Origin of the sequence: Afifella marina DSM 2698 (assembly GCF_900102695.1) — a bacterium.
GTDB classification, from domain to species: Bacteria; Pseudomonadota; Alphaproteobacteria; order Rhizobiales; family Afifellaceae; genus Afifella; species Afifella marina.
Genome location: NZ_FMVW01000003.1, coordinates 200,965 through 227,955, shown reverse-complemented (window position 1 = coordinate 227,955; position 26,991 = coordinate 200,965). Strand labels below are relative to the sequence as shown.

Sequence of the window (26,991 nt, the reverse complement as noted above, 5' to 3'; positions counted from 1 at the left end):
ATGGCCACAGATCCTCGTATTGCCATCCGTCGCGCGCCCTATGAAGACGAGGAGGCGGTGGTCAAAAGCCGCCTCGCCGCGATAAATCTGGACGAAGCGGCACGCAAGCGTGCCGGTGCCAAGGCCGCCGGGATGGTGTCTGCCCTGCGGGCCGATCCGGCCCCGCATCTGATGGAGCGTTTTCTCTCCGAATACGGTCTCTCCACCGACGAAGGCGTGGCTCTGATGTGCCTCGCAGAGGCTTATCTCCGTGTGCCGGACGCTCACACGCTCGATGCGCTGATCCGCGACAAGATCGGGGGAGCCGATTGGGGCAGCCATCGCGGGCAAAGTGAATCGCTTTTGCTGAATGCCTCATCCTGGGGCCTGATGCTGACAGGCCGCCTTTACGGGTCGGAAGGGCAGGACGAGCAGACCGAGGCGCATCTCATCCATACGATGCGCCGCATGGTGCAACGTGTCGGCGAGCCTGTCGTGCGCGCCGCCGTGGCACAGTCGATGAAGGTGTTGGGCGCGCAGTTCGTGCTCGGGCGCAACATCGAGGAGGCGCTGCGTCGTGCCGAGTCGATGCGCGCCAAGGGCTATCGCTATTCCTACGATATGCTGGGCGAGGCGGCGCGAACGCGCGAAGACGCCGAGGCCTATTTTCGCTCTTATTCGAACGCGATCAGCGCCATCGGCAAGGCCGCCAATGCCGAGCGCGTCACCGACAATCCGTCGATCTCCGTCAAACTCTCGGCGCTCCATCCGCGCTATGAGACGGTGCAGAAGGAGCGCGTTCTGGCCGAACTCGTGCCGACGCTCGTCCAGTTGATGCGTCAGGCGAAGGCCGCCGGCATCGGTCTCACCGTCGATGCGGAGGAGGCCGACCGTCTCGATCTGTCGCTTCAGGTCATGGAACGCGCGCTTTCAGAGCCGGAATTTGCCGATTGGGACGGCTTCGGTTTCGTCGTCCAGGCGTTCTCGAAAGCCTCCCTGCCGGTCCTTCACTGGATCGTGGATCTCGCGGAACGTCTCGACCGTCGCTTTGCCGTGCGTCTCGTCAAAGGCGCCTATTGGGATTACGAGATCAAACAGGCGCAGATCCTCGGTCTTGCCGCCTATCCGGTCTTCACCCGCAAGCCATCGACCGACGTCTCCTATCTGGCCGGCGCGAGTTTTCTGCTCGCACATTGCGACCGTATCTTCCCCCAGTTTGCCACGCACAACGCCCATACGGCCTGCGCCATTCTGGAAATCGCGCCGCCCGAGGCGCGCTTTGAATTCCAGCGTCTGCACGGCATGGGCGAGGCGCTGCACGAACGCCTGAGGAAAGAGACGGGCCGTCCCTGCCGCATCTATGCGCCGGTTGGCATCCACAAGGATCTGCTTGCCTATCTCGTCCGCCGGTTGCTCGAGAACGGCGCCAATTCCTCCTTCGTCCACCAGCTCCTCGATGAGGAGGTGCCGGCGGAAAAGCTGGTCGAAGACCCGATTTCGCTGGTCGAGCAGGCAAAGCCGGTCGCCCATCCGCTGATCCCGCTGCCGCCCGACATCTATGAGCCGGATCGCAAGAACTCCAAAGGCTGGAATCTGAACAATCCGCTCGATCTGGAGACGCTTTCCGAAGCCATGAGGCCGTTTGAGGCGGTGCAATGGCGCGCAGCACCCCTGATCGGCGGCGAGGAAGGCCCGGGAAGCGCACGGGATGTCTTCAATCCGGCGCATCCGGCCGAAAAAGTCGGCGTTGTCGTAGATGCCGACGCGGACACCGCCAAACGCGCTCTCGGCGTGGCTGCCGATGCGGTGGCGGCCTGGCAGGAGATCGGGGCGGAGGCGCGCGCCGAGATCTTGGAGCGTGCCGCGACGCTTTATGAGGAGAACGCGCCCGAACTCATCGCCCTTGCCTCCCGCGAAGCGGGCAAGACGCGCCTCGACGGTGTGTTGGAAGTGCGCGAAGCCGCAGATTTTCTGCGCTATTACGCGAGCGAAGCCCGCCGGCTTTTCGCCGAAGAGGGCGCAACGCGGCACGGCCGCGGGGTTTTCGTCTGCATCTCGCCGTGGAATTTCCCGCTGGCGATTTTCACCGGTCAGCTTTCGGCCGCGCTCGTCGCCGGCAATGCCGTCGTCGCCAAACCCGCCGAGCAATCCCCTCTGACGGCGGCAAAGGCCGTGGCGCTTTTGCACGAGGCGGGTGTGCCGAAAGGCGTGCTCAATCTCGTTCCGGGAGAGGGATCTGTGGTCGGTTCCGCACTCACCTCCGATCCGAGGGTCGGTGGCGTCTGCTTCACCGGTTCGACGGACACAGCGATTTTGATCGACCGGGCTTTGGCGAAAGCGGGGCCCGTGCGTGCGCCGCTCATCGCCGAGACGGGCGGCCTCAATGCGATGATCGTCGATTCGACCGCACTTCCAGAGCATGCGGTTCGCGACATCGTGCAATCGGCCTTCCAATCGGCCGGGCAGCGCTGTTCGGCGCTGCGTGCTCTCTTCGTGCAGGAGGACGTCGCACCGGCGCTTTTGAAGATGCTGAAGGGAGCGACCGAAGAGCTCGTCATTGGCGATCCGTGGGATCCCGCAACCGATGTCGGGCCGGTGATCGATGAGGAAGCGCGGCAGACGATCGAAACCCATGTGGCAAAGCTCACGGGCGAAGGACGGCTCCTCTTCACGCACGAAAAAATGCCGGGGGAGGGCAATTTCGTCGCGCCAGTGGCGCTTCGTCTCGATCGTTTCGACGAGCTCGAGCGCGAGATCTTCGGGCCCGTCCTGCACGTCATCACCTTCAAGGCGAAGGAGATCGACGCGGTGGTGGCTGCTATCAACGCGTCGGGCTATGGCCTCACTCTCGGCATCCATTCGCGTATCGACCAGCGGGTGGAGCGCATTTGCGACCACGCCCATGTCGGCAACATCTATGTGAACCGCAATCAGATCGGTGCGGTCGTCGGTGTGCAGCCCTTCGGTGGCGAAGGGCTTTCCGGCACCGGCCCGAAGGCCGGCGGCCCGCATTATCTCGCCCGCTTCACGCGGCCGGTCGACGTGACCGCCGTTCCGCTTCCGAGGGACGAGGAGAGGCCGCAGGTTGCCGCCCTGGCTCCGGCCGATCTCGCGGCTCTTCCGGATATGAGCGAATGGGAGGCTAACTCCGCTCGCATCATGGTCTTGGCGAGCGCTGCCGGCGAATTGCCGGAACCTGCCCGAAAGGTTGCCCATGAGGTGATCGAGGCGGCACGGCCGGAGATCGCCGGCGTCGTGGCGTTGCCGGGCCCGACGGGCGAGGCCAATCGCCTGTCGCTGCATGGCCGCGGGTTGGCGCTTTGTCTGGGCGCCTCCCCAGCCGATGAAGGCCCGGCCGATGGAGACGGAGCACGGGCGGGCGCGCTTCTGGCGCAGGTCGTGACGGCCCTTGCCGCTGGCAATCGCGCCGTCGTGCCGGCCGGCATCGTCGATGCCGCCGTGGTGGCGTTCAAGACAGCGCTGGAACGTGTCGGCGCCCCGGCGGGTCTCGTTGTCGTGGTGGAGGGCGAGCCCGTGGCGCTCGCTGCCGGCCTTCGGGGCCTCGGTCTCGTCGCGTATGAGGGCGGTGGCACGCAGGCACGAACGTTGCGCATCGCTCTTGCCGAACGCCAGGGGGCGCGGCTGCCGCTTCTGTCCCTGGCGGAAGGCGTGGCGGCTTTCGCCACCGAGCGCGTCGTGTCGATCGACACCACCGCTTCGGGCGGCAATGCGACGCTTCTGACGCTCGCCGGCAGTTGAGGGAAGTTGCAGGCAAAACGCTTGCAACTCTCCACCGAGTACCTCGTTAGCCTACACAACAGGCTGGACCTCGCTCCGGCCTGACCTAGCTCGAATTGTATCGCCGGCGGCCTCCCGCCGGCGGCGCCCTATTGGAAACGTCCAAGCCGACAGGATCATGGAACAGGCTCTCAAACCCGCCGATCGCCTGCTGCACGCCCTCGCCGACAACCGCATCGCCATCGAGGCGGTGACGCCCGAGATCGACGGCGGCCGCTTTCCCGCCAAGGCCGCGGTCGGGGAAGTCGTGGTTGTGGAGGCAGATATCTTTTCCGATGGCCACGACCTCATCGACGCGGCGCTTCTGACGCGCCGAAAGGGTGATAAGGCGTGGTCTGAAACGCCGATGCGCCTCTACGAAAATGACCGCTGGCGCGCAGCCTTCGTGCCCGTCGAGAACACGACCTACGAATATACCGTGATTGCCTGGCGCGATCTCTTTCGAAGCTGGCGTTCCGATGTCGCGAAAAAGAAAAATGCCGGTCAGGATGTGGCCTCCGAACTCAAGGAGGGGCTGCATATTCTGAAGAAGGCGCTGTCGGAAAGCGACCGGCTCGATCCCGAAAGGCGGGCAAGGCTGCAGCGCGTCACCGAAGATATCGCCCGCCTTGCCGATCCGGCCCAGCAGTTTTCCGTGCTCATGGGCGAAGATCTTCTCGGTCTGATGACGGCCGGCGGACCGCGGAGCAATCTCTCTTATTACCTGCGGCTCCTCGATCTCTTCGTCGATCGCAAGCGTGCCGCATTCTCAAGCTGGTACGAGCTGATGCCGCGCTCGCAGTCGGGGGATCCTGCCCGCCACGGCACCTTCGACGATGTCATCGCGCAGCTCCCTTACGTGCGCGATCTCGGCTTCGACGTGCTTTATTTTCCGCCGATCCATCCGATCGGCAAGACCAACCGCAAGGGGCGCAACAATTCGCTGACGGCGCGCCCCGACGATCCCGGCAGTCCCTATGCCATCGGCTCGGAGGAAGGCGGTCACAAGGCCATCCATCCCGAGCTCGGCACGTTTGAGGATTTCCACCGTCTGGTGAAGGCGGCGGCGGAGCACGGGCTGGAGATCGCGCTCGATTTCGCCATCCAGTGTTCGCCCGACCATCCCTGGATCAAGGAACACCCGGAATGGTTTGATTGGCGTCCCGACGGCACCATCAGGTTTGCCGAAAACCCGCCGAAGAAATACGAGGACATCGTCAACGTCCATTTCTACCGCGATGCCATCCCGGGGCTCTGGCACGAGCTTCGTGACACGGTGCTGTTCTGGGTCGAGCACGGTGTCAAAATCTTCCGTGTCGACAATCCGCACACCAAGCCCCTGCCGTTCTGGGAGTGGATGATCGCGGAGGTGCGCCGCCGCCATCCTGACACGATCTTCCTGGCGGAAGCTTTCACGCGACCAAAGATGATGAAGCGCCTCGCCAAGGTGGGTTTCACCCAGTCCTATTCTTATTTCACCTGGCGCAACAACAAGGTCGAGCTTACAGAATATCTGACGGAGCTCACCACCGAGGAATGCCGCCATTACATGCGGCCGAACTTCTTCACCAATACGCCGGACATCAATCCGTTCTATCTTCAGAACAGCGGACGCGCCGGCTTCCAGGTGCGTCTCTTCCTGGCGGCGACGCTTGCCACCAATTACGGCATCTACTCAGGCTATGAGCTTTGCGAGGCCGCCGCGATGCCTGGCAAGGAAGAGTATCTGGATTCCGAAAAGTATGAGATCCGCGCCTGGGATTGGGACAGGCCCGGCCATATCAAGGATGACGTGCGCCGCCTCAATGCCTGGCGCAGGGCTCATCCGGCGTTGCAGCAATTCACCAATCTGTCGTTCTATAACGCCTACAACGACAACATTCTCTATTACGGCAAATATACCGACGATCTGTCGAGCTTCCTGCTGTTTGCCGTCAATCTCGATCCCTTGAACGCGCAGGGCGCGCATTTCGAGGTGCCGCTTTGGGAATTCGGGCTGTCTGACGATGCGCCGATCATGGCCGAGGATCTGGTCCTCGACAGGCGCTTCACCTGGCAGGGCAAGATGCAACACGTCTGGCTCAACCCGTCCGAGCGCACCTATGCGGCCTGGCGCCTGATTTCGCCTCAAGAGCGGCTCACGTGAACGCAGGCCCGACAGAAAACATGCAAAAATCCAATCGTTCCGAGCGCCCCCATCATCGCATCGACGGAGTGATCGATCGCTCCGACACCGAATGGTACAAGGACGCGATCGTCTATCAGCTGCACGTCAAAGCGTTTCTCGATTCGAACGGGGACGGCGTTGGCGACTTTGGTGGTCTTCTCGACCGGCTCGATTACATCGAGAGCCTGGGCGTCACCGCGATCTGGCTTCTGCCGTTCTATCCTTCGCCCTTGCGTGACGATGGCTACGACATCGCGGACTACCGCGCCATCAATCCGTCTTACGGCACGATGCGCGATTTCCGTCGCTTCGTGTCGGAAGCCCATCAGCGCGGCATCCGGGTGATCACCGAGCTCGTCATCAACCACACCTCCGACCAGCATCCCTGGTTCCAGAAGGCGCGCAATGCGAAGCCCGGATCGGCTGCGCGCAATTATTACGTCTGGAGCGATACCGATCAGAAATACCAGGGCACGCGCATCATCTTCCTCGACACGGAGACCTCCAACTGGACGTGGGATCCCGTCGCGGAAGGATTCTTCTGGCATCGCTTCTATTCCCACCAGCCGGATCTCAATTTCGACAATCCGCGGGTGATGAAGGAAGTGCTCTCGGTGATGCGCTTCTGGCTCGATATGGGGGTCGATGGGCTCCGGCTCGACGCGATTCCTTATCTCGTGGAGCGCGACGGCACCAACAACGAGAACCTGCCGGAGACGCATGTCGTCCTGAAGCAGATCCGCAGCGACCTCGACGAGAATTATTCCGATCGGATGCTGCTCGCCGAAGCCAATCAATGGCCCGAGGATACGCGTCCCTATTTCGGCGAGGGCGACGAATGCCACATGGCATTCCACTTCCCCTTGATGCCGCGCATGTACATGGCGCTGGCGCAGGAGGACCGCCATCCGATCACCGATATCATCCGTCAGACGCCGGAAATTCCGGATCCCTGCCAATGGGCGATCTTTTTGCGCAACCACGACGAGCTGACGCTCGAAATGGTGACGGATACGGAGCGCGACTATCTGTGGCGCACCTATGCGTCCGATCAGAAGGCGCGCATCAATCTCGGCATCCGCCGCCGTCTGGCGCCGCTCATGCAAAACGATCGCCGCAAGATCGAGTTGATGAATGCGCTCCTGTTGTCGATGCCGGGCACGCCGGTGCTCTATTACGGCGACGAGATCGGCATGGGCGACAATTACTTCCTGGGCGACCGCGACGGCGTGCGCACTCCCATGCAATGGTCGGGCGACCGCAATGGCGGCTTCTCGCGTGCCAATCCGCAGCAGCTCTATCTGCCGCCGGTGCAGGACCCGATCCACGGCTATGAAGCGATCAATGTCGAGGCGCAGCAATCCGATCCGTCATCGCTCCTGAACTGGATGCGGCGCATGGTGACCGTGCGCAAGCAGCACAAGGTCTTCGGCCGCGGCGAGATGACCTTTCTCTATCCGGGGAACCGGAAGATCCTCGCCTATATCCGCAGTTACGAAGACGAAGACATTCTCTGCGTCGCCAATCTTTCCCGTTCCGCCCAGGCCGTCGAGCTCGACCTGTCGCGTTTCCGTCACCGGGTTCCGGTAGAGCTTTCCGGCCATTCGGCTTTCCCGGCGATCGGTGAATTGCCCTACATGCTGACGCTGCCCGGCTACGGTTTCTTCTGGTTCCTTCTCACCGAGGAGACGGACGTGCCGCAATGGCACACGCCCGCACCCGACGTTATGCCCGAATTCATTACCGTCACCACGCGCGCCGATCTCGACGCTGCGCTCTCCGGCCGCGACGGCCGCCAGCTCGAATCCCAGGCGCTGCCTGAATTCCTGCAGCGCCAGCGCTGGTTCGCCGGCAAGGGCGGCACCATCGACGGGGTTTCACTGTCGCCTCTGACGAGCGTGGCGGAGGGGCGCACCGCTATTGCGACCGTCGATGTGACGCTCCGCAACGAGGAGACGCAGCGTTACTTCCTGCCGCTCTCCGCTTTGTGGGGCGAAGAGAACCTCCATTTCGGCGCGCCGAAACTCTCCTACACGCTGGCCAAGATCAGACGCGGACCGCGCGTAGGCGCGCTTGTCGATGCGGCTTTCGACGAGGATTTCGCGAGAGCTCTGTTGAGGGCGATGGCGGCCGGTGAGCCGGTCGCCGCCAAGGACGGCGAACTCGTCTTTGCCGGTCAGGCCGATCTTGCAGAAGCGGCGGAGGAAACCGATGTCCGTCCGCTCGGCGTCGAGCAGTCGAACGTGTCCGTCATCATCGGCGATCGCGCGCTCCTCAAAGTCTATCGCCGGCTGCGCGAGGGCGATCAGCCCGAAGTCGAAGTGGCGCGCTTCCTCACCGATGTCGCAGGTTTCGACAACACGCCGCAACTCCTTGGCACGGTCGAATACCGTCCGAACGAAGGCGAGCCGACGGCGCTTGCCGCGGTCTTCTCCTTTGTGCGCAATCAGGGTGACGGCTGGGCCGTTCTCGTCGATGCGCTCGACCGCGATCTGGAGGCGACGGCGCTCAATGCGGTGGCCGCCGCGGAGACCGCCCCGGCGGCAGCCCCGATTCCTTTCGGGCATCCGCTCGACCTGCCCATGACTATGGGCCTGCGCACGGCCGAAATGCATGTGGCGCTCGCGGCCGAAACCGATCTGCCGGCCTTCAAGGTGGAATCCTTGGAGCAGGAAGATGTGGGCGCGATGGCTGTCGATGTCGCAAGCCTCGCCGATGAGGCGATCGAGCGGCTTGAGGCGATGGCGGCGACGCTGCCTGCCGAAACGCGCGAGATGGCGGCCGACCTTGCCGAACGGCGCGGGGCGCTTCAGGCCGAGCTGGAAGACCTGGCCTCAAGTCCCCCGTCGGGTGGCAAGTCGCGCATCCACGGCGATTATCATCTTGGCCAGGTCCTCGTTTCCCAGGCTGATATCGTCATCATCGACTTCGAGGGCGAGCCGCAACGCTCGCTCGCGGAACGGCGCGCGAAGTCCTCGCCCCTGCGGGACGTCGCCGGCATGCTGCGCTCCTTCGACTATGCCGCGGCCGCGGCCGAACGCCAGTTCCTGGCACGGCATATGGAGGTGCCCGAGGCGATCCGTGAACGGGCCCAGCAATGGCGCGACAAGGCCGTCGCCGATTTCCGTGCGAGCTACTTCGCCCGGATGGAAGGCGTATCGACACTCCCGGACGACGAGGCGGCGGCAGAGCGCCTCTTGCGGCTCTTCCTTCTGCAGAAGGGCTTTTACGAGATCCTCTATGAGGCGGCAAATCGCCCCGATTGGATCGACATTCCGCTGCGCGGCGTTCTTAACCTGATCACCACTGAGGCAAAGCTATGAACACCTGGCGCAAAGAGATCCTGATCTCCTTTCCGGAGATCGACCGCTCTGCGATTGCTGCGCTGATCGAAGGGCGCCATGGCGACCCGTTTTCCCTTCTCGGCCCGCACCGGGCCGCTGCCGGCCTGAGCATCCGCACGTTTCATCCCGGCGCTGAGCGAGCCGAAATCCTCAGCATGGGGGGTGACGAGGTTCTGGCTCAAATGGAGCGCCTCGAGGCGGGCTTCTTTGCGGCGCTGCTCGAAGGGCAGGATCCGGGTCTCGCCTACCGCATCCGCTTCTATGCCGGCGATCAATCCTGGACCGTCGACGATCCCTACCGGTTTCCGCCGATCCTCGGTGAGCTTGATCTGCACCTCTTTTCGGAGGGGAACCATCGCCGCCTCTACGAGAAGATGGGCGCGCATCCGGCCACGATCGACGGCGTTCAGGGCACGACCTTTGCGGTATGGGCTCCGAATGCGCAGCGTGTGTCCGTCGTCGGCAGCTTCAACGAATGGGACGGGCGCCGCCACGTCATGCGCAAGCGCGTCGAAAGCGGCGTCTGGGAAATCTTCCTGCCGGGTATCGGGCCGGGCGAATACTATAAGTACGAAATCCTCTCGCCCGAAGGGCGGCTCCTGCCGCTGAAATCCGATCCCTTCGCCTTCTCTCAGGAAGTGCCCCCCTCGACCGCGTCGCGTGTCACAGGTCTTCCCGATCGCCAATGGCACGACGAGCAATGGATGCAGACCCGGCGCGCGCGCAACGATCGCGCCCAGCCGATCTCGATTTACGAAGTGCATCTCGGCTCGTGGCGCCGTGGCGACGGCAATTCCTATCTCGATTACGATGAGCTTGCCGATCAGCTCATCCCCTATGTGAAGGATATGGGCTTCACGCATATCGAGCTCTTGCCGATTTCCGAGCATCCTTTCTCTGGCTCCTGGGGCTATCAGCCGATCGGGCTCTATGCGCCGACCTCGCGCTTTGGCTCGCCGGAGGCGTTCGCCCGGTTCGTGGAGCGTTGCCACGCCGAAGACATCGGCCTGATCATCGACTGGGTGCCGGCGCATTTCCCGACGGACGAGCACGGTCTTGCGCGTTTTGACGGCACCGCACTTTATGAACATGCCGATCCGCGCCAGGGCTTCCACCGCGACTGGAACACGCTCATCTACAATTTCGGCCGGCGGGAGGTGCGCAACTTCCTGGAGGCGAACGCCCTTTACTGGATGGACGAGTTCCATATCGACGGGCTGCGCGTCGATGCCGTGGCCTCTATGCTTTACCTCGACTATAGCCGCGAGCCGGGCGACTGGGTGCCCAACGTCCATGGCGGTCGCGAAAACCTGGAGGCCATTTCCTTCCTGCGCGACACCAACACCAATGTCTTCGGCGACTTTGAGGGTGCGACCACCTTTGCCGAGGAATCGACGGCCTGGCCGGGCGTCTCGCGGCCCGTGGAAACGGGCGGTCTCGGCTTCGGCTACAAGTGGAACATGGGCTGGATGCACGACACGCTCGCCTATATCCACAACGACCCGGTGCATCGCCGTTATCATCATCATCAGATGACGTTCGGCCTGCTCTATGCGTTCTCGGAGAACTTCGTTCTGCCGATCAGCCATGATGAGGTGGTGCACGGGAAGGGCTCGCTCCTCGGCAAAATGCCGGGCGATGAATGGCAGCGCTTCGCCAACCTCAGAGCCTATTTCGGCTTCATGTGGACGCATCCCGGCAAGAAGCTGATTTTCATGGGCTGCGAATTCGCCCAGGACCGGGAATGGAACCACGATCAGTCGCTCGACTGGCATCTCCTCGGCGGCGAGGGCCATGCCGGGATGCAGCGGCTGGTGCGCGACCTCAACCATCTCTATCGAGATCTGCCCGCACTCCATCAGCGCGATTGCGAGCCGGCCGGGTTCCAGTGGATCGACGCCTCCGATGCCGATCAGAGCGTCTTTTCCTATCTGCGTCGCGGCGAGCGTGGCGAGGATGTCGTTGCCGTGATCTGCAATTTCACGCCGGTCGTGCGGCATGGCTACCGCGTCGGCCTGCCCTTCCAGGGACGTTGGGAGGAATGCCTCAACACCGATGCAGGCGTCTATGGCGGCTCCAATGTCGGCAATGACGGCGAAGTGCGCGCCGAGGATGTCGGGTGGCACGGCCAGCCGGCATCGGCCGCTCTCACCCTGCCGCCGCTCGGCGTGATCGTCTTGAGATACCAGCCCTGAAACCTATTTCGACTTTCTTTTTAGAAGGATCAATGCATGTCGCGGCTTCGCGTGAGGCCCGGTACGCCCCATCCATTGGGGGCGACCTGGGACGGCTCTGGCGTCAATTTTGCCCTCTTTTCGGCGCATGCCGAAAAGGTCGAGCTGTGCCTGTTTGACCGGCAAGGGCGACGCGAGCTCGAACGTATCCCGCTGCCCGAACACACGCATGAGGTCTGGCACGGCTATTTTCCGGACCTGCGTCCGGGTCAGCTTTACGGCTATCGCGTCTACGGTCCCTACGAGCCCAAGGCCGGCCACCGCTTCAATCCGCACAAGCTTCTGATCGATCCTTATGCCAAGGCGCTCTATGGCGAATTGCGGTGGCACGAGGCCTGTTTCGGCTATCGCGTGTCGTCTTCGCGGGAGGACCTCTCCTTCGACCGGCGCGATTCGGCGCGTTCGATGCCCAAATGCGTGGTCATCGACCCGGCCGTGACCTGGGGTCCCGACGTGGCGCCGAAGACGCCTTGGTCGGATACGATCATCTATGAGGCGCATGTCGGCGGCTTGACGGCGCTGCATCCGGAAATCCCGGGACCGGTGCGCGGCACGTTCGGCGCTCTCACTGATCCGGATGTCATCGACCATCTGGTCAAGCTCGGCGTCACCGCCATCGAGCTCATGCCGGTTCAGGCCTTCTTCGATGACGAATTCCTGGTGCGCAAAGGCCTGTCGAACTATTGGGGCTATAACACTGCGGCCTTCTTCGCCCCGGCGCCCCGCTTCATCTCGCCAGGCGCCAGCATCCATGAATTCAAGACCATGGTGCGCAAGCTGCACGAGGCGAATATCGAGGTGATCCTCGATGTGGTCTACAACCACACCGCCGAAGGCAACCGTCTCGGCCCGACCTTGTCGTTCCGCGGCATCGACAACGCCAGCTATTACATTCTGGGCGACGATCCGCGGTACTATTTCGACACGACCGGGACCGGCAACACGCTCAATCTGCGCCATCCGCGCGTTCTGCAGATGGTCACGGATTCGCTGCGCTATTGGGTCGAGGAATGCCATGTCGACGGCTTCCGTTTCGATCTCGCGACCGCGCTCGGGCGCGACCGCGACACCTTCCACAATGATGCGGCCTTCTTCGATGCCATCCGCCAGGATCCGGTCCTGTCGCGCACCAAGCTGATCGCCGAGCCCTGGGATATCGGGCCGGGGGGCTACCAGCTCGGCAATTTTCCTCCCGGCTGGACGGAATGGAACGGCGCCTACCGCGATGTCGTGCGGTCCTTCTGGAAGGGCGACGACGGCATGCTGCCCGATCTCGCACGCAGTCTTCTCGGCTTTGCCGACCTCTTCGAACATCGTGGCCGCAAGCCGTGGGCGAGCATCAACCTCATCACCGCGCATGACGGTTTCACGTTGAACGACCTCGTCTCCTACAACGACAAGCACAACGAGGAGAACGGCGAGGACAGCCGCGACGGGCACGACGACAATCGCAGCTGGAATTGCGGCGTCGAAGGTCCGACGGACGATCCGGCCATCCTGCAGCTGCGCGATCAGCAACGGCGCAACTTCCTTCTGACGCTTCTTTTGTCCCAGGGCACCCCGATGATCGTCATGGGCGACGAGCAGGGGCGCACGCAGAACGGCAACAACAACGCCTATTGCCAGGACAATGAAACGAGCTGGATGAAATGGGCCGACCTGCCCGAACGCGATCTTGCCTTGCGGGACTTCACCGCGGCCGCGATCGCCTTCCGCAAGGCCCATCCGCTTCTGCGCCAGACCCGCTTCCTGCACGGCGAGGAGGTTCCCGGTCGCGACATCCCGAACGTTCAATGGCTGAAGCCAGAGGGAGGCTTCATGGCCGCGGAGGATTGGCAGGACGGTTTGCGCAAATGCATCGGCCTGATGCTGTGCGACGAAGGCACCAGCTGCGTGTTGATCCTCATAAACGCAGCGCCAAACGATTTGAGCTTCCGGTTGCCGACCGCCAAGGGCGTGGAGATGTGGCAGAGGCGACTTGAGACCGTTCATGGCGAAGTCGGCGGCGCGGAATTTGCACCTGAGTCGGAGCTGACGATGACGGCGCGCTCGATGATCCTTCTCGAGGGATGATCCTCCGTGAAAATTGACCAAAGAGACCGGGGCTGACCTCGGCGAAAGGGCGAAGGAATGAGTGACACTCTCGACAGGCTGGCCGACGCCCTCGGGATCGAGACGCGCTATTGGGCATTGTCAGGCGAAGAAGTCTTCGCGGGCGACGACACCAAGGAGGCGATCCTGAACGCTCTTGGTATCGACGTCTCGGAGACCGGGGAAAGGCCGAGCCTGCGGCCGGCTCTCGGGGGCCTGGAAGCGCCTGAGAAACGCTGTTTCGTGCCCGGTTTTCTCGACGAAGGCCGCTGCTGGGGCGTCGCCTGCCAGCTTTATGGGCTGCGCACGTCGCGCAACTGGGGCATGGGCGATTTTGAGGATCTGGCACGGCTTGCGGAAATGCTCGCGGCCGATGGCGCCGACTTTTTGGGCGTCAATCCGCTGCACGCCCTTTTCCTGGCTCTGCCGGAGCGGGTGAGCCCGTTTTATCCCTCAAGCCGGCGTTTTTTGAACCCGCTTTATATCGCAGTCGACGACGTGGCCGGCTTTACGCAGGAGGACCGGCCGCCGCAAAGCTGGCTCGACGAGGCGCGTGCGGCGACGCTCGTCGATTATCCGGGCGTGACGCGCCACAAGCTCTCAGCGTTGTGGCGGATCTTCAACCGCGAGCGTGAGCGGATCCTGGTCGATCAGGATTTCGCGCGTTTTCGCGAGCGTGGAGGTCAGGCGCTCTACGACCATGCCTTGTTCGAGGCCTTGTCGCTCGGCGGGCTCGCGTCACCGATGCCTGGCGGCTGGCATATCTGGAGCGAAGAGTTTCACAGCCCCGAAAGTGCGGCGTCGCGTGGCTATGCGGAAGAAAACAGCGATGCCGTTCTCTTTCAGATGTGGCTGCAATTCACCGCCGATGCGCAGCTTGCCGAGGCCCAGCGGCGGGCTCGGCGCGCAGGAATGCGGATCGGGCTCTATCTCGATCTTGCCGTCGGCGTCGCCCCCGACGGCTCGGCCACCTGGACCGACACCCGCACGACGGTGAACGGCATCACGGTCGGTGCGCCGCCGGACTATTTCAACGCCAACGGCCAGGATTGGGGGCTGGCGCCGCTCTCGCCTGCGGGGCTGTTGGAAGACGACCTTGAACCCTTCCGTGCGCTGCTCGACAGCATGATGTGCCATGCCGGCGCGATCCGCATCGACCATGCGATGGGCCTCTACCGCCAGTTCTGGATCCCGCAGGGACTAGGCCCCGCGAAGGGTGCCTATATGCGCTATCCGCTGAAGGCGATGCTCGCCGTTCTCGCCGAAGTTTCGCAGGCTTATGAAAGTCTCGTCATCGGCGAGGATCTGGGCGTTGTGCCGGACGGTTTCCGCGAAGTGATGCGCGACACGGCGCTGCATGCCTACAAGGTTTTCCTTTTCGAGCGCGACGAGAGCCGTTTCCGGGGCCCGCAGGAATATCCGCCGGCAGCGCTTGCCTGTGTCACCACCCACGACACGCCGAGCCTTCTTGGCTGGTGGACCGGCCACGACATCGACGTGCGCCTGTCGCTTGATCTCCTGCGGCCTGATCAGGCCGACGGCGAAAGGCAGCAGCGGGCGGGCGACCGCCGGGCGGTGGCACGTCTCCTGGCCGAGCACGGGCTTGGCGAGATCGATGCCGAAGATGCGGAAGGCTCCGCAGGAGAGGCCGCCTTGCGCATTTCGACGCTTCTCGCACGAAGCCCGTCGCGGCTTCTTGCCGTCTCCCTCGACGATCTCGCCGGCGCGCGGGATCAGCCGAACGTGCCGGGGACGATGGACGAACACCCGAATTGGCGCCGGCGTCTTCGCGTCGATCTCGACGAATTGCGTGCCAGTGAACTCTATCGGCGCACGATCGAAGCTCTCCGCGAAGAAAGGCCGCAGCGGTGATGCGGTGATGTCCTGGCGGGAACCCGATGTGCAGCCTTAAGACGTTCACGCAGAACGCGGTCTCGCCCTTGAGCCTCGCTTGCGTTCGGCCCATGGTGAGTCCGCGCGCCGGCGGGGGATGGTTCGGCGGGGGAGATTTTCAATGAGCAGAATCGATCCGGATGCGCTGGGCGGCCGCTTGGCCCGGCGCACGATGGCTTTTGTCCTGGCTGGGGGCCGGGGCAGCCGTCTGATGGAGCTGACGGACAACAGAGCAAAGCCGGCTGTCTATTTTGGGGGCAAGAGCCGAATCATTGATTTTGCGCTGTCGAATGCCTTGAATTCGGGCATCAAGCGCATCGCGGTTGCCACGCAATACAAGGCCCACAGCCTTATCCGGCATCTCAACCGGGGCTGGAATTTCTTCCGGCCCGAGCGCAACGAGACGTTTGATCTCTTGCCCGCCTCCCAGCGTGTGGCGGAAGACAAATGGTATGTCGGCACCGCCGACGCGGTGACGCAGAACATCGATATCGTCGAAGACTATGGGCCGGAACTGATCATCATTCTTGCGGGCGATCACGTCTACAAGATGGATTATGAAATCATGCTGGCCCAGCATGTCGACAGCGGGGCGGAGGTCACCGTCGGCTGCATTGCGGTGCCGCGCATGGAAGCGACGGGTTTTGGCGTCATGCATGTCGATGCCAGCAACCGCATAGTCGATTTCGTCGAAAAGCCGTCCGATCCTCCGGCCATGCCCGACAACCCGGATATGGCGCTTGCCTCCATGGGCATCTACGTCTTCCATACCAAGGTGCTGTTTGAGCATCTGCGGCGCGACGCCGACGATCCGGACTCAAGTCACGATTTCGGCCGTGACATCATTCCCCGGATCGTCAAGGAAGGCGGTGCGGTGGCGCATCGTTTCGCCGAATCCTGCGTGATGTCGGGGGCGGAGCCGGAGCCCTATTGGCGCGATGTCGGCACCATCGATGCCTTCTGGGAAGCCAATATCGATCTCACGGATTTCGTGCCGGGCCTCGACCTTTACGATCATAACTGGCCGATCTGGACCTACAGCGAGGTCACGCCGCCGGCCAAGTTCGTGCACGACGAGGAAGGCCGCCGCGGCTCGGCCGTCAGCTCGCTGGTTTCCGGCGGCTGCATCCTGTCGGGCGCGCGCATCGACAAGTCGCTCTTGTTCACCGGTGTCCACGCCCATTCCTACAGCGAGCTCTGCCGCACCGTGGCTTTGCCGCATACGACGATCAACCGGCACGCCCGGCTCACCAACGTGGTCATCGATCGTGGTGTCGTCATCCCGCGCGGTCTCGTCGTGGGCGAGGATCCGGAAGAAGACGCACGCCGCTTCCGCCGCACGGAAAGTGGCATATGTCTGATCACGCAGCGGATGCTCGATCGCCTCGATTCCCAATCGTAAGTGCTGCCGTGAACAAGGTACTTTTCGTCGCCTCCGAATGCTATCCCCTGGTCAAGACCGGGGGCCTCGCCGATGTCATCGGCGCCTTGCCGCTCGCGCTTGCCGGCGACGGGGTCGATGCTCGCGTTCTGCTGCCGGCTTACCCGGAAGTTTGCGAAAGGCTCACGGAAGCGGAAGCGCTTCCCTTGCCGGGCGGGAAAGTTCTCGGCCAGGACGGCCGCCTTCTTGCTGCGACGACGGAGGAAGGGCTCAAGGTCTGGGCGCTCGACGTGCCCGCCTTTTTTGCCCGCGTCGGCAACCCCTATGTCGGGCCGAACGGGCACGACTGGCCGGACAATCATCTGCGCTTTGCGGCGTTGTCGCGCGTCGCCGCCGATATCGCCGCCCAGGGCGTCGGTCGATGGCGACCGCAGCTTCTGCACATTCATGACTGGCAGGCCGGCCTCGTGCCGGCCTATCTCTCTGCGGATGAGATCGATCTGCCGACCCTCTTCACCATTCACAACATCGCCTTCCAGGGCGTCTTTCCGGCGGCGGAGATCACGCGCCTCGGGCTACCGGGGCGCTATTACCACCGCGACCTGACGGAATTTTGGGGCCAGATCTCCTTCCTGAAGGCGGGCATCGCCATGTCGAGCAAGGTGTCGACGGTAAGCCCGACCTATGCGCGCGAGCTCGAAAGCGCCGAATTCGGCTGGGGCCTTGACGGCCTCATCCGCCACCGCCAGGCCGATATGTGCGGGATCTTGAACGGCATCGATGCGGGCGTCTGGGACCCGGCGAACGATCCTTTGATCGCGGCGCCCTATTCGGCCGAGAAACCGGCAGCAAAGGCGCGCAACAAGGAGGCGCTGCAGGAGCGTCTCGGCCTCGAGAAGGATTCCGAGGCGCCGCTCTTTTGCGTCGTCAGTCGCCTGACTCAGCAAAAGGGAATGGACCTCCTTCTGGAAAACCTGCCGCAGCTCTTATGGCGCGGTGGCCAGCTTGCCGTTCTGGGTAGCGGTGAGGCGGATCTGGAAGCGGGCTTTCGTGAGGCGGCATTCAACAATCCAGGCCGGGTGGCGACCGTCATCGGCTACAACGAACCGCTGTCGCATCTCCTGCAGGCGGGAGCGGATGCGATCGTCATTCCCTCGCGCTACGAGCCCTGCGGCCTGACCCAGCTCTACGGTTTGCGCTATGGCACCTTGCCTCTCGTCTCGCGCACTGGCGGGCTTGCCGACACGATCATCGACGCCAATGCCGCGGCCGTTCAGGCCGGAACGGCGACCGGCTTCCAGTTTGCGCCTGTGACCCCCGAAAGGTTGCGCCACACGCTCGACCGCGCCTTTGATCTGTGGGGCGACCGAAAAGCCTGGCGTGCTGCCCGGCGTGCAGCGATGCAAACCGATTTCGGCTGGTCCGCCTCGGCCCGGCTTTACAGAAACCTCTACCGGCGCATGCTCAAGGAAGCGCGCCAGAAGAAGATGGGAGAGACAAGGTGAACATTGAGACCGTGTCGACAAAGCCGATCGCCGGACAGAAGCCCGGCACTTCCGGCCTCAGGAAGAAGACGGCGGCCTTTCTGGAGCCCGGCTATCTGGAAAACTACATCGCTGCGATCATCGAAGGCATCGGGGGCGTCGAAGGCGCCACGATGGTGATCGGCGGTGACGGCCGCTTCGGCAACCGTCAGGCGATCAAGACGCTCGTGCGCATGCTTGGCGCCGCAGGCGCAAAGCACCTCATCATCGGTCAGAACGGGCTTCTGTCGACGCCCGCAGCCTCCTGCGTCATCCGCAAGCGTCAGGCGACAGGCGGCTTCATCTTCTCCGCCAGCCACAATCCGGGCGGCGAGCACGGCGATTTCGGCCTCAAATACAATCTCGCCAATGGCGGGCCGGCTCCCGAGAACGTCACCTCCGCGATCTATAAGGCGACGCAGACGCTGTCCTCGTACAAGATCGCCGAGCTCGATGAGATCGACCTTTCGAAAGTGGCGACGGTCGAGCATGACGGCCTCGTCATCGAAGTCATCGATCCGGTCACCGATTATGCCGCGCTCATGGAAGAGCTCTTCGATTTCGACGCGATCTCGGGGCTCTTCGCCGGCGGCTTCCGTCTCGCCTACGATGCGATGCATGCCGCGACCGGCCCTTACGCAAAGGCGATCCTGGAAGGCCGCCTCGGAGCTGCGGTGGGCACAGTGCGAAACGGTGAGCCGCTGCCGGATTTCGGCGGGTTGCACCCCGATCCGAACCCCGTCCATGCCAAGGCACTTTTCGATCTCATGGCGGCACCGGAGGCGCCCGACATGGGTGCCGCGTCCGATGGCGATGGTGACCGCAATCTCGTGCTCGGTCCCGGCCTGCCGGTCTCGCCGTCCGATTCCATCGCGATCCTTGCCGCCAATGCGCATCTCGCGCCGGGCTACAAGCGCGGCCTTGCCGGCGTGGCGCGCTCCATGCCGACGAGCCGTGCCCTCGACCGTGTGGCAGAGGAGCTTGGTATCTCGCTCTACGAGACGCCGACCGGGTGGAAATTCTTCGGCAATCTCCTCGATGCCGGCAAGATCACCATGTGCGGCGAGGAAAGCGCCGGCGCTGGTTCCGACCATGTGCGCGAGAAGGACGGCCTGTGGGCCGTGCTTTTGTGGCTCAACATCCTCGCCGTCCGCCGCCAGTCGATCCCTGAGATCGTACGCGAGCATTGGGCGCGCTTCGGGCGCAATTATTACACCCGCCACGATTACGAGGCGATCGAGACGGAGCGGGCGGAAACGCTGATGTCGGAGCTGACGGCGCGTCTCGGGTCTTTGCCGGGCGAGAAGGCCGGCTCGCTCACCATCGAAGGCGCCGACGAATTCGCCTATCACGACCCGATCGACGGCTCTCTCGCCGAACATCAGGGGATCCGCGTCCTCTTCGAGGGCGGCGGTCGCGCCGTCTTCCGGCTGTCGGGCACCGGCACGGAGGGCGCGACCTTACGCGTATATCTGGAGCGTTTCGAGCCGGCAGGCGGCGATCACGCCCAGGAGCCGCAGCAGGCGCTCGCCGAGATCATCGCAGCGGCAGGTGAGGTGGCCGGTATCGAAAAACACACCGGCCGCACCGAGCCGGACGTGATCACCTGAGCGCCCGAGCGTCCGCTTGAAGAGAAAAGCGCGGCCCTGAGACTTACTCCCAGGCCGCGCCTTCGAGGATGTTGAGTGGAATTTTGAGATAGCGCCGGCCGTTTGCCTCAGGCTCGGGCAGGCGCCCGCCATTCATATTGATCTGCAGCGCATGCAGGATCAGCTTCGGCATCGGCAGGCTTTTGTCGCGTTTGTTGCGAAGTTCCACATAGGCCGCCTGCGTTTGTGCCTGCTGCAGGTGTTTGTTCTTCGCCTTTTGCTCGCCGACCGTCGATTCCCACTGCGGCTCGCGCCCGTCCGGCATGTAATCGTGGCCGGTGAAGAGGCGCGTCTCCTCGGGAAGCTTCAGAATTTCCTGGATCGAGTTCCAAAGCGTGGCGGCATCGGCGCCGGGAAAATCCGCCCGTGCCGTGCCGAAATCCGGCTGGAACAGCGTGTCGTGCACGAAGGCCGCATCGCCGATCACGTACGTGACGGAGGCGAGCGTATGGCCCGGCGAGAACATGACGCGGCCTTCGATCTCACCGATGCGGAAATCGTCGCCATCGGCGAAGAGCCGGTCCCACTGCCGCCCGTCAGCCGGAAAATCCGGCCAATTGTAGAGGCCCTTCCAGAGCTCTTGCACGTCGGTGACATGCGCGCCGATGGCGCGCGGAGCGCCGGTCTTTTCCTGCAGGTAATGGGCGGCCGACAGATGGTCGGCATGCGGATGCGTGTCGAGGATCCACTCCGGGACGAGCCCTTCGCGTTCGATGAACGCGAGGATCTTGTCGGCGTTGAAGGTGGCAGTTACCCCGGACTTCTCATCGTAATCGAGCACCGGGTCGATGATCGCACAGCGCTTCGTTGCGGGATCTGCCACGACATACTGCACGGAAAACGTTCGCTTATCGAAAAAAGCGGTGACGGCGGGCTTTGCGGAATGGCGCATCATGTCCTCTCTTGTTTCTGACGCCCACCACATGGATCACATTCAGAAAATTGCAAATGTGATGTCCGGCGTCTGCTCCCTTGACCCGCGGGACCCTTCCTGCAACGCCGTGCGACCGGACCTGTCTGCGAAGAGCGCCTGCCGCCAGACGCGCCGGCGTGCTAGCGGGCGTTGGTGAGCCCTGTCGGATTCGATGCGCCATGTCCGGCTGTGATGAGGAAGAATGCTGATGAGCGTCGATGCGTCGCCCCGCGTTGAAATCAAGATCCTGGATGAACGTCTTCGGGATTGGGGCCTGCCGCTCGCGCATTCCGCAATGGCGGCCGGCGTCGATCTCAGGGCGTGTCTCGACGCGCCCCTCACGCTTGATGCGGGAGCGCCCGCGGTGCTCATTCCGGCGGGCTTCGCTCTTTCGATTGCCAATCCCAATATCGCGGCCCTGATCCTGCCGCGTTCCGGAGCCGGGCATAAACGGGGTCTTGTGCTCGGCAATGGCGTGGGACTGATCGACGCGGACTATCACGGGCCGATCATGATCAGCGCCTGGAACCGCAACGCCTCGGGTGACGCCATCCTGGTCGAACCCGGAGAACGCATCGCGCAGATGCTCTTCGTGCCGGTTCTGACCCCGCGCTTGCAGGAAGTGGCGGAGTTTTCGGGCCTTAGCGAGCGGGGTGAGGGCGGTTTCGGCTCGACTGGCTGATCGCGTCGGACCGATTCACACGACCGCGCGCGCCCGCTTCACGGGATGAAAATTGTTCTAGAAGATGCAATTTATGCGCTTCTCTCCGAGGCGGCACGAAGCGCCGGAAAAGCACGGATTTTGTCGTCTTTGGGGCGGAAAGATGGCGGCTAACTGTTGACTCACTAGCCCCTCGGCCATACCTGTCCTGCTACCCAATCCTCTTTTAGTTGAAATCGCAAAGGACCAAGCGACTTGAGCGAAAGCGAGACGCTTGTTGTCAAAAATCTTTTTAAGGTTTTCGGCGACGACCCCGCCAAGGCGATCTCCCTCCACCGTGAGGGACTCGATAAAGACGGGATTTATGAAAAGACGGGTATGACGGTCGGCGTCTGTGACGCCAGTTTCACGGTTCACGAGGGCGAAATCTTTGTCGTGATGGGGCTTTCCGGCTCCGGCAAATCGACGCTTGTGCGCATGTTGAACCGGCTAATCGACCCTTCCGCTGGCGAGATCATCGTCAATGGCTCCGACATTGCGGCTATGTCCGAAAAGGAGCTCATGCATTTCCGTCGCAAGCACATCAGCATGGTGTTCCAATCCTTCGCACTGCTGCCCCATCTGACTGTGGTGCAGAACGCGGCTTTCGGGCTGGAACTTGCCGGCGTACCGGCAGCGCAGCGCGAGGAGCGGGCACGTGCAGCACTCGCCCAGGTCGGGCTCGAGGCGCGCGGCGACAGTTATCCCAACGAACTGTCCGGTGGCATGCAGCAGCGCGTCGGTCTGGCGCGCGCACTCGCCAACGATCCCTCCATCCTTTTGATGGACGAGGCGTTTTCTGCGCTCGATCCATTGATCCGCACGGAGATGCAGGACGAGCTGGTGACGTTGCAGGAAGAGCAGCAGCGCACCGTGATCTTCATCTCTCATGATCTCGACGAAGCCATGCGCATTGGCGATCGCATCGCGATCATGGAAGGCGGCCGCGTCGTTCAGGTCGGTACACCTGACGAGATCTTGAACAATCCGGCCGATGATTACGTCGCCTCCTTCTTCCGCGGCGTGAACGTGTCGAACGTCCTCACCGCCGGCGACGTGGCCGTGCGGGAACAGGTCACGACGGTGGAGCGCGACGGCCAGATCCGCAGCATTTTGCAGCGTATCGGCAAGGCCGACCGCGACTACGCCTACGTCCTCGACCGCCGCAAGCACTTCCACGGTGTGGTTTCCGCGGCCTCGCTCGAAGAGCAGGTGAAGTCGGGGAGCCCCGAGCTGCGGCATGCCTTCCTTCCAGGCATCGAGCCCTTGAAGGCGGATACGCGGATCGGAGAGATCATCGGTGCCGTTGCGGCCGCGCCCTGCGGCCTGCCGGTTGTCGACGACAATGGGCGCTATCTCGGCGTCGTCTCAAGGGCGCTGCTTTTGCAAGCCTTGGACAGGGAGACCGCGCAAGATGCCTGAGACCAGCAATCCATGGGCTACGTCGGCCCAAAGCGGTGCTGACGGCGCTGCGTCTTCCGGCGCCGACGCTGTTGCACAGACGCCAGACGGAGCCGCCTCCGGCGGTGCCGATGCGGCTGCCGGTGCGGCCAATCCCTGGGGCGCGAGCGGCGGGACCGATGCCGGCGTGCCAGCCGGTGCGGGATCGTCCACGCCGGACTGGTTGAGCCAGGCGGCGCCCCCGCAGCAGCACCATTTCGACATCATGCATCCGTTCGATCGGGCGATCATCCCGATCGAAGGTTGGGTCGAGCACTTCCTCGACTGGGTGGTCGCCAACTTCCGCCCGATCTTCCAGGCCGTTCGCCTGCCGATCGATTGGGTTCTGTCGGCCATTCAGACGGCGCTTCTCGGCGTGCCGGCGGTCGTGATGATCCTCCTGCTCGGTCTGCTCGCCTGGCAGGCGGCAGGTCCGCGTCTCGGGATCGGTGCCGTGATCGCTCTGACCTTCATCGGCGCGATCGGTGCCTGGGATCAGAGCATGGTGACGCTGGCGCTGGTCTTCACCTCCGTCTTCTTCTGCATTCTGATCGGGTTGCCGACAGGCATATTCCTGGCGCGCAACGACCGCGCCGCGCAGATCATCCGTCCGATCCTTGATGCGATGCAGACGACGCCGGCCTTCGTGTATCTTGTGCCGATCGTGATGCTTTTCGGTATCGGCAACGTGCCGGGCGTCATCGTCACAATCATCTTTGCACTGCCGCCTCTGATCCGCCTCACCAACCTCGGCATCCGTCAGGTTCCGGGCGATCTCATCGAGGCGGCCAAGAGCTTCGGCGCATCGAAGCGGCAGCTCCTCTATAAGGTGCAGCTTCCGATCGCCATGCCGACGATCATGGCCGGCGTCAATCAGACGCTGATGCTGGCGCTGTCGATGGTGGTGATCGCCTCGATGATCGCGGTCGGCGGGCTCGGCCAGATGGTTCTGCGCGGGATCGGTCGCCTCGATATGGGCCTTGCCACCGTGGGTGGTATCGGCATCGTGCTTTTGGCGATCATCATCGATCGGATGACACAGTCGCTTGGTATCACCAAGCGCGAGCGGGGCAATATTGCCTGGTACGACACCGGCCCGATCGGGTTGGTGCGCCGCCTCACCGGGCGCGGGTCTCAAGCGTCGCAAGAGGCGAAGACCTAGCCCAGAGAAGCGTGGGCCCGGCGGCACCCAGCCGGGCCTGCAGAAACGGCCGCTTTGCGGTCACAATGAAAACCCCGAAGGGAGATCACATCATGAACTACCCGATGACACCGAAAGCTTTGCGCGGGCTTGCGGCTGCTGCCGGCCTTACGGCCGCGCTCGCCGCAGGCTCTGCGCTTGCCCAGGACAAGCCGGGCGAAGGCGTGGAAGTGATTCCGCTCAAATCCTCCATCGCGGAGGAGACTTTCCAGACCGTTCTCGTCAACAAGGCGCTTGAAGAGCTGGGCTACGACGTCCAGCCGATCAAGGAGCTGGAATATGCGACGGCCTATGTGGCGCTCGCCAATGGCGATGGCACTTTCATGGCCGACAGCTGGGATCCGCTGCACAAGGATTTCTACGAGGAAGCCGGCGGCAAGGATAAGATCTACCGCGAAGGCGTCTTCTCGCCGGGTGCCCTGCAGGGCTATCTGATCGACAAGAAGACGGCCGAAGAGCACGACATCACCAATCTCGGCCAGCTCAAGGATCCGGAGATTGCCAAGATTTTCGACCATGACGGCGACGGCAAAGCCGATCTGACCGGCTGCACCCCGGGCTGGGGCTGCGAGAAGGTGATCGAGCATCAGCTCGACGCGTTCGATCTGCGCGACACGGTCACCCACAACCAGGGTTCCTATTCCGCGATCATCGCCGACACGATCACCCGCTACAAGCAGGGCGAGCCGGTCCTCTACTACACCTGGACGCCTTACTGGGTGTCGGGCGTGCTCGTCCCGGGCAAGGACGTTGTCTGGCTGAACGTGCCGTTCTCCTCTCTTCCGGGTGAGCGCAAGGACGTCGACACCTCGCTGCCGGACGGCTCCAACTACGGCTTCCAGGCCAACGAGCAGAAAATCGCTGCCAACCGCGAATTTGCGGAAGCCAACCCGGCTGCTGCGAAGCTCTTCTCCCTCATGAAGATTTCGGCCAACGACATCTCGGCTGAAAACCTTCTGATGCGTGATGGCGAGGATTCTGAGGAAGACATCGCTCGTCACGCCGATGCCTGGATCAAGGGCCATCAGGAAGAGTGGAACGATTGGCTGGATCAGGCGCGCGCCGCGGCTGAGTAAGCGACAGCATTCAAAGGATGCGGCCTTAAGGCCGCCTCCGAGCATTCTGGAAGGCCGGCTCATAGCGAGCCGGCCTTTTTTCTTTGGCCGCGTCCGGGTTCTTTCGGCGCCCCGGGGTGGTCAAATCTCGTCTTCGCGCTCTTTGCTGTGGCACGGCGAAAGGCTGAAACGAAGGGGGGCGAAGCATGGTCGATTGGGTGAAGCACGCCATTGCCTGGCACGTTTATCCGCTGGGTTTTGCGGGCGCGGAAAGTGAGAATGATCGCGCCGCCCCGGTGGCGCACCGCCTTCCGCGATTGGAAAGCTATCTCGACTACGCCGTCGAACTCGGCGCCTCGGCACTTGCGCTCGGGCCCATCTTTCAATCCGCCACTCACGGCTACGACACGCTCGATTATTTTGCCATCGACCGCCGTCTCGGCGACGAGAACGACTTCGATCGCCTCGTGCGGGAAGCCAATGCCCGCGGCCTCAAGATCATTCTCGATGGGGTGTTCAACCATGTCGGCCGTGACCATCCCTTCTTCCGCGATGTGTGCGAACGCGGTCCGCAAAGCGACAAGGCAGCCTGGTTTCGCCTGACATGGCCGCAGGGCTGGCAGTCCGGGAACGAGCCGCAATACGAGAGCTTTGAAGGCCACGATCAGCTCGTCGCACTCAATCACGATGAGCCGGCGGTGGCAGAATACGTCGCCTCGGTCATGGATCACTGGCTGGCGCGCGGCGCTGACGGCTGGCGTCTGGACGCGGCCTATGCCGTGCCGCCGGCGTTCTGGGCGAAGATCCTGCCCGGACTTCGCCGAAAGCACCCGAACGTCTTCATCTTCGGCGAGGTCATCCATGGCGATTATCCGGCCGTCGTCAGCGAATCGGGCTTCGATTCGCTCACCCAGTACGAATTGTGGAAGGCCTTATGGAGCGCTCTCAACGACCGCAATTTCTTCGAACTCGCCTGGGCCTTGAAGCGCAATGACGCGCTCTTGGACGGTTTCGTGCCGGTCACCTTCCTCGGCAATCACGATGTGACCCGCATCGCCTCCAAGCTCAGCGATGAACGTCATCTGCCGCATGCCGTGGCGCTTCTCTTCACCCTGCCTGGCACGCCCTTCGTCTATTATGGCGACGAGCAGGCCTTCCGCGGTATCAAGGAAGACAGGGTCGGCGGCGATGATGCGATCCGCCCGGCGTTTCCCGACAGCCCCGGTGAGCTTTCAGACCTCGGCGCTCCGATCTTCCGCCTGCATCAGGAGCTGATCGGCCTTCGTCGGCGCCATGCCTGGCTGCACGGCGCGCGGGTCACCGTGCACCACCTCGAAAACGAGGCCCTCGTTTATGAGAGCGCCGCGGAGGGAGAGAAGATCCTCGTTGCCCTCAATCTGCAGGAGGCGCCCGCCCGCCTGCCGGTGCCGGCCGCGCGTGAGCTGCTCGCGGGCGAAGCGAACCTGGAAGGAGAGGGTGAGGAGAGGGTCGCCGTGGTGCCGGCGCATGGCTTTGCGGTGCTTGGCTTCTGACGTGTCTCTCCGACAGGTGAAATGACGGCGCGGGCGCGCGGCGTTTATTGCCGGTGCACCCCGTGCGCATCCTTTTGCTCGCCTGGCAGTTGGTACGGACAACGACGAGGTG

The 26,991-nt window shown here is 63.1% G+C and carries 15 protein-coding genes; 14 read left to right on the top strand and 1 reads right to left on the bottom strand.

The genetic code is table 11. The features are described from left to right. The 9 genes from putA to BLP76_RS08930 all read left to right on the top strand — a co-directional run bounded on the left by putA (position 1) and on the right by BLP76_RS08930 (position 19,999). Positions 1 to 3,738 (top strand): bifunctional proline dehydrogenase/L-glutamate gamma-semialdehyde dehydrogenase PutA, encoded by a 3,738-nt coding sequence (gene putA, locus BLP76_RS08970; protein WP_092811761.1) that lies wholly within the window; start codon positions 1 to 3, stop codon positions 3,736 to 3,738. Between the two features lie 157 nt (positions 3,739 to 3,895). Further along, positions 3,896 to 5,902 (top strand): alpha-1,4-glucan--maltose-1-phosphate maltosyltransferase, encoded by a 2,007-nt coding sequence (locus BLP76_RS08965; RefSeq protein WP_092811759.1) that lies wholly within the window; start codon positions 3,896 to 3,898, stop codon positions 5,900 to 5,902. 68 nt (positions 5,903 to 5,970) lie between these two features. Further along, positions 5,971 to 9,246: a maltose alpha-D-glucosyltransferase gene (gene treS, locus BLP76_RS08960; protein ID WP_200170509.1), complete on the top strand. Its 3,276-nt coding sequence runs from the start codon at positions 5,971 to 5,973 to the stop codon at positions 9,244 to 9,246. Next, positions 9,243 to 11,462, top strand: a complete 2,220-nt coding sequence (gene glgB / locus BLP76_RS08955) for a 1,4-alpha-glucan branching protein GlgB (RefSeq protein ID WP_092811757.1) — start codon at positions 9,243 to 9,245, stop codon at positions 11,460 to 11,462. The genes treS and glgB overlap by 4 nt, the downstream gene beginning before the upstream one ends. 36 nt (positions 11,463 to 11,498) lie before the next feature. Further along, positions 11,499 to 13,574 carry a glycogen debranching protein GlgX gene (gene glgX / locus BLP76_RS08950; RefSeq protein ID WP_092811755.1) on the top strand — a complete coding sequence of 692 codons (2,076 nt, stop codon included), beginning with the start codon at positions 11,499 to 11,501 and terminating at the stop codon, positions 13,572 to 13,574. A 57-nt stretch (positions 13,575 to 13,631) separates the two neighbouring features. After that, the gene (gene malQ / locus BLP76_RS08945) at positions 13,632 to 15,464 is read left to right on the top strand and encodes a 4-alpha-glucanotransferase (RefSeq protein ID WP_092811753.1); all 1,833 of its coding nucleotides are present in this window, start codon (positions 13,632 to 13,634) and stop codon (positions 15,462 to 15,464) included. 142 nt (positions 15,465 to 15,606) lie between these two features. Beyond that, positions 15,607 to 16,887 carry a glucose-1-phosphate adenylyltransferase gene (gene glgC / locus BLP76_RS08940; RefSeq protein WP_092811751.1) on the top strand — a complete coding sequence of 427 codons (1,281 nt, stop codon included), beginning with the start codon at positions 15,607 to 15,609 and terminating at the stop codon, positions 16,885 to 16,887. A gap of 8 nt (positions 16,888 to 16,895) precedes the next feature. Beyond that, the gene (gene glgA / locus BLP76_RS08935; RefSeq protein ID WP_244514516.1) at positions 16,896 to 18,371 is read left to right on the top strand and encodes a glycogen synthase GlgA; all 1,476 of its coding nucleotides are present in this window, start codon (positions 16,896 to 16,898) and stop codon (positions 18,369 to 18,371) included. Beyond that, positions 18,368 to 19,999, top strand: a complete 1,632-nt coding sequence (locus BLP76_RS08930) for an alpha-D-glucose phosphate-specific phosphoglucomutase (RefSeq protein ID WP_092811747.1) — start codon at positions 18,368 to 18,370, stop codon at positions 19,997 to 19,999. Before glgA ends, BLP76_RS08930 begins: the two co-directional genes overlap by 4 nt. Before the next feature lie 43 nt (positions 20,000 to 20,042). Here BLP76_RS08930 and BLP76_RS08925 read toward each other — a convergent pair whose 3' ends face one another. Then, the gene (locus BLP76_RS08925; RefSeq protein WP_092811745.1) at positions 20,043 to 20,933 is read right to left on the bottom strand and encodes an MBL fold metallo-hydrolase; all 891 of its coding nucleotides are present in this window, start codon (positions 20,931 to 20,933) and stop codon (positions 20,043 to 20,045) included. Positions 20,934 to 21,159: 226 nt separating this feature from the next. Between BLP76_RS08925 and dut the strand changes: the two genes are divergently transcribed. The 5 genes from dut to BLP76_RS08900 all read left to right on the top strand — a co-directional run bounded on the left by dut (position 21,160) and on the right by BLP76_RS08900 (position 26,879). Next, entirely contained in the window at positions 21,160 to 21,633 is a 474-nt protein-coding gene (gene dut / locus BLP76_RS08920) for a dUTP diphosphatase (protein WP_092812109.1), read from the top strand. A gap of 234 nt (positions 21,634 to 21,867) precedes the next feature. Continuing rightward, a complete protein-coding gene (gene proV / locus BLP76_RS08915; protein ID WP_092811743.1) occupies positions 21,868 to 23,073 on the top strand; it encodes a glycine betaine/L-proline ABC transporter ATP-binding protein ProV in 1,206 nt (401 codons plus the stop codon). Next, positions 23,066 to 24,253, top strand: coding sequence for a glycine betaine/L-proline ABC transporter permease ProW (proW, locus tag BLP76_RS08910; RefSeq protein WP_092811741.1), 1,188 nt, complete (start codon positions 23,066 to 23,068; stop codon positions 24,251 to 24,253). The genes proV and proW overlap by 8 nt, the downstream gene beginning before the upstream one ends. Before the next feature lie 92 nt (positions 24,254 to 24,345). After that, positions 24,346 to 25,368 carry a glycine betaine/L-proline ABC transporter substrate-binding protein ProX gene (gene proX / locus BLP76_RS08905; RefSeq protein ID WP_092812107.1) on the top strand — a complete coding sequence of 341 codons (1,023 nt, stop codon included), beginning with the start codon at positions 24,346 to 24,348 and terminating at the stop codon, positions 25,366 to 25,368. A 185-nt stretch (positions 25,369 to 25,553) separates the two neighbouring features. After that, positions 25,554 to 26,879, top strand: a complete 1,326-nt coding sequence (locus BLP76_RS08900; protein ID WP_092811739.1) for an alpha-amylase family glycosyl hydrolase — start codon at positions 25,554 to 25,556, stop codon at positions 26,877 to 26,879. Positions 26,880 to 26,991: the final 112 nt, after the last annotated feature.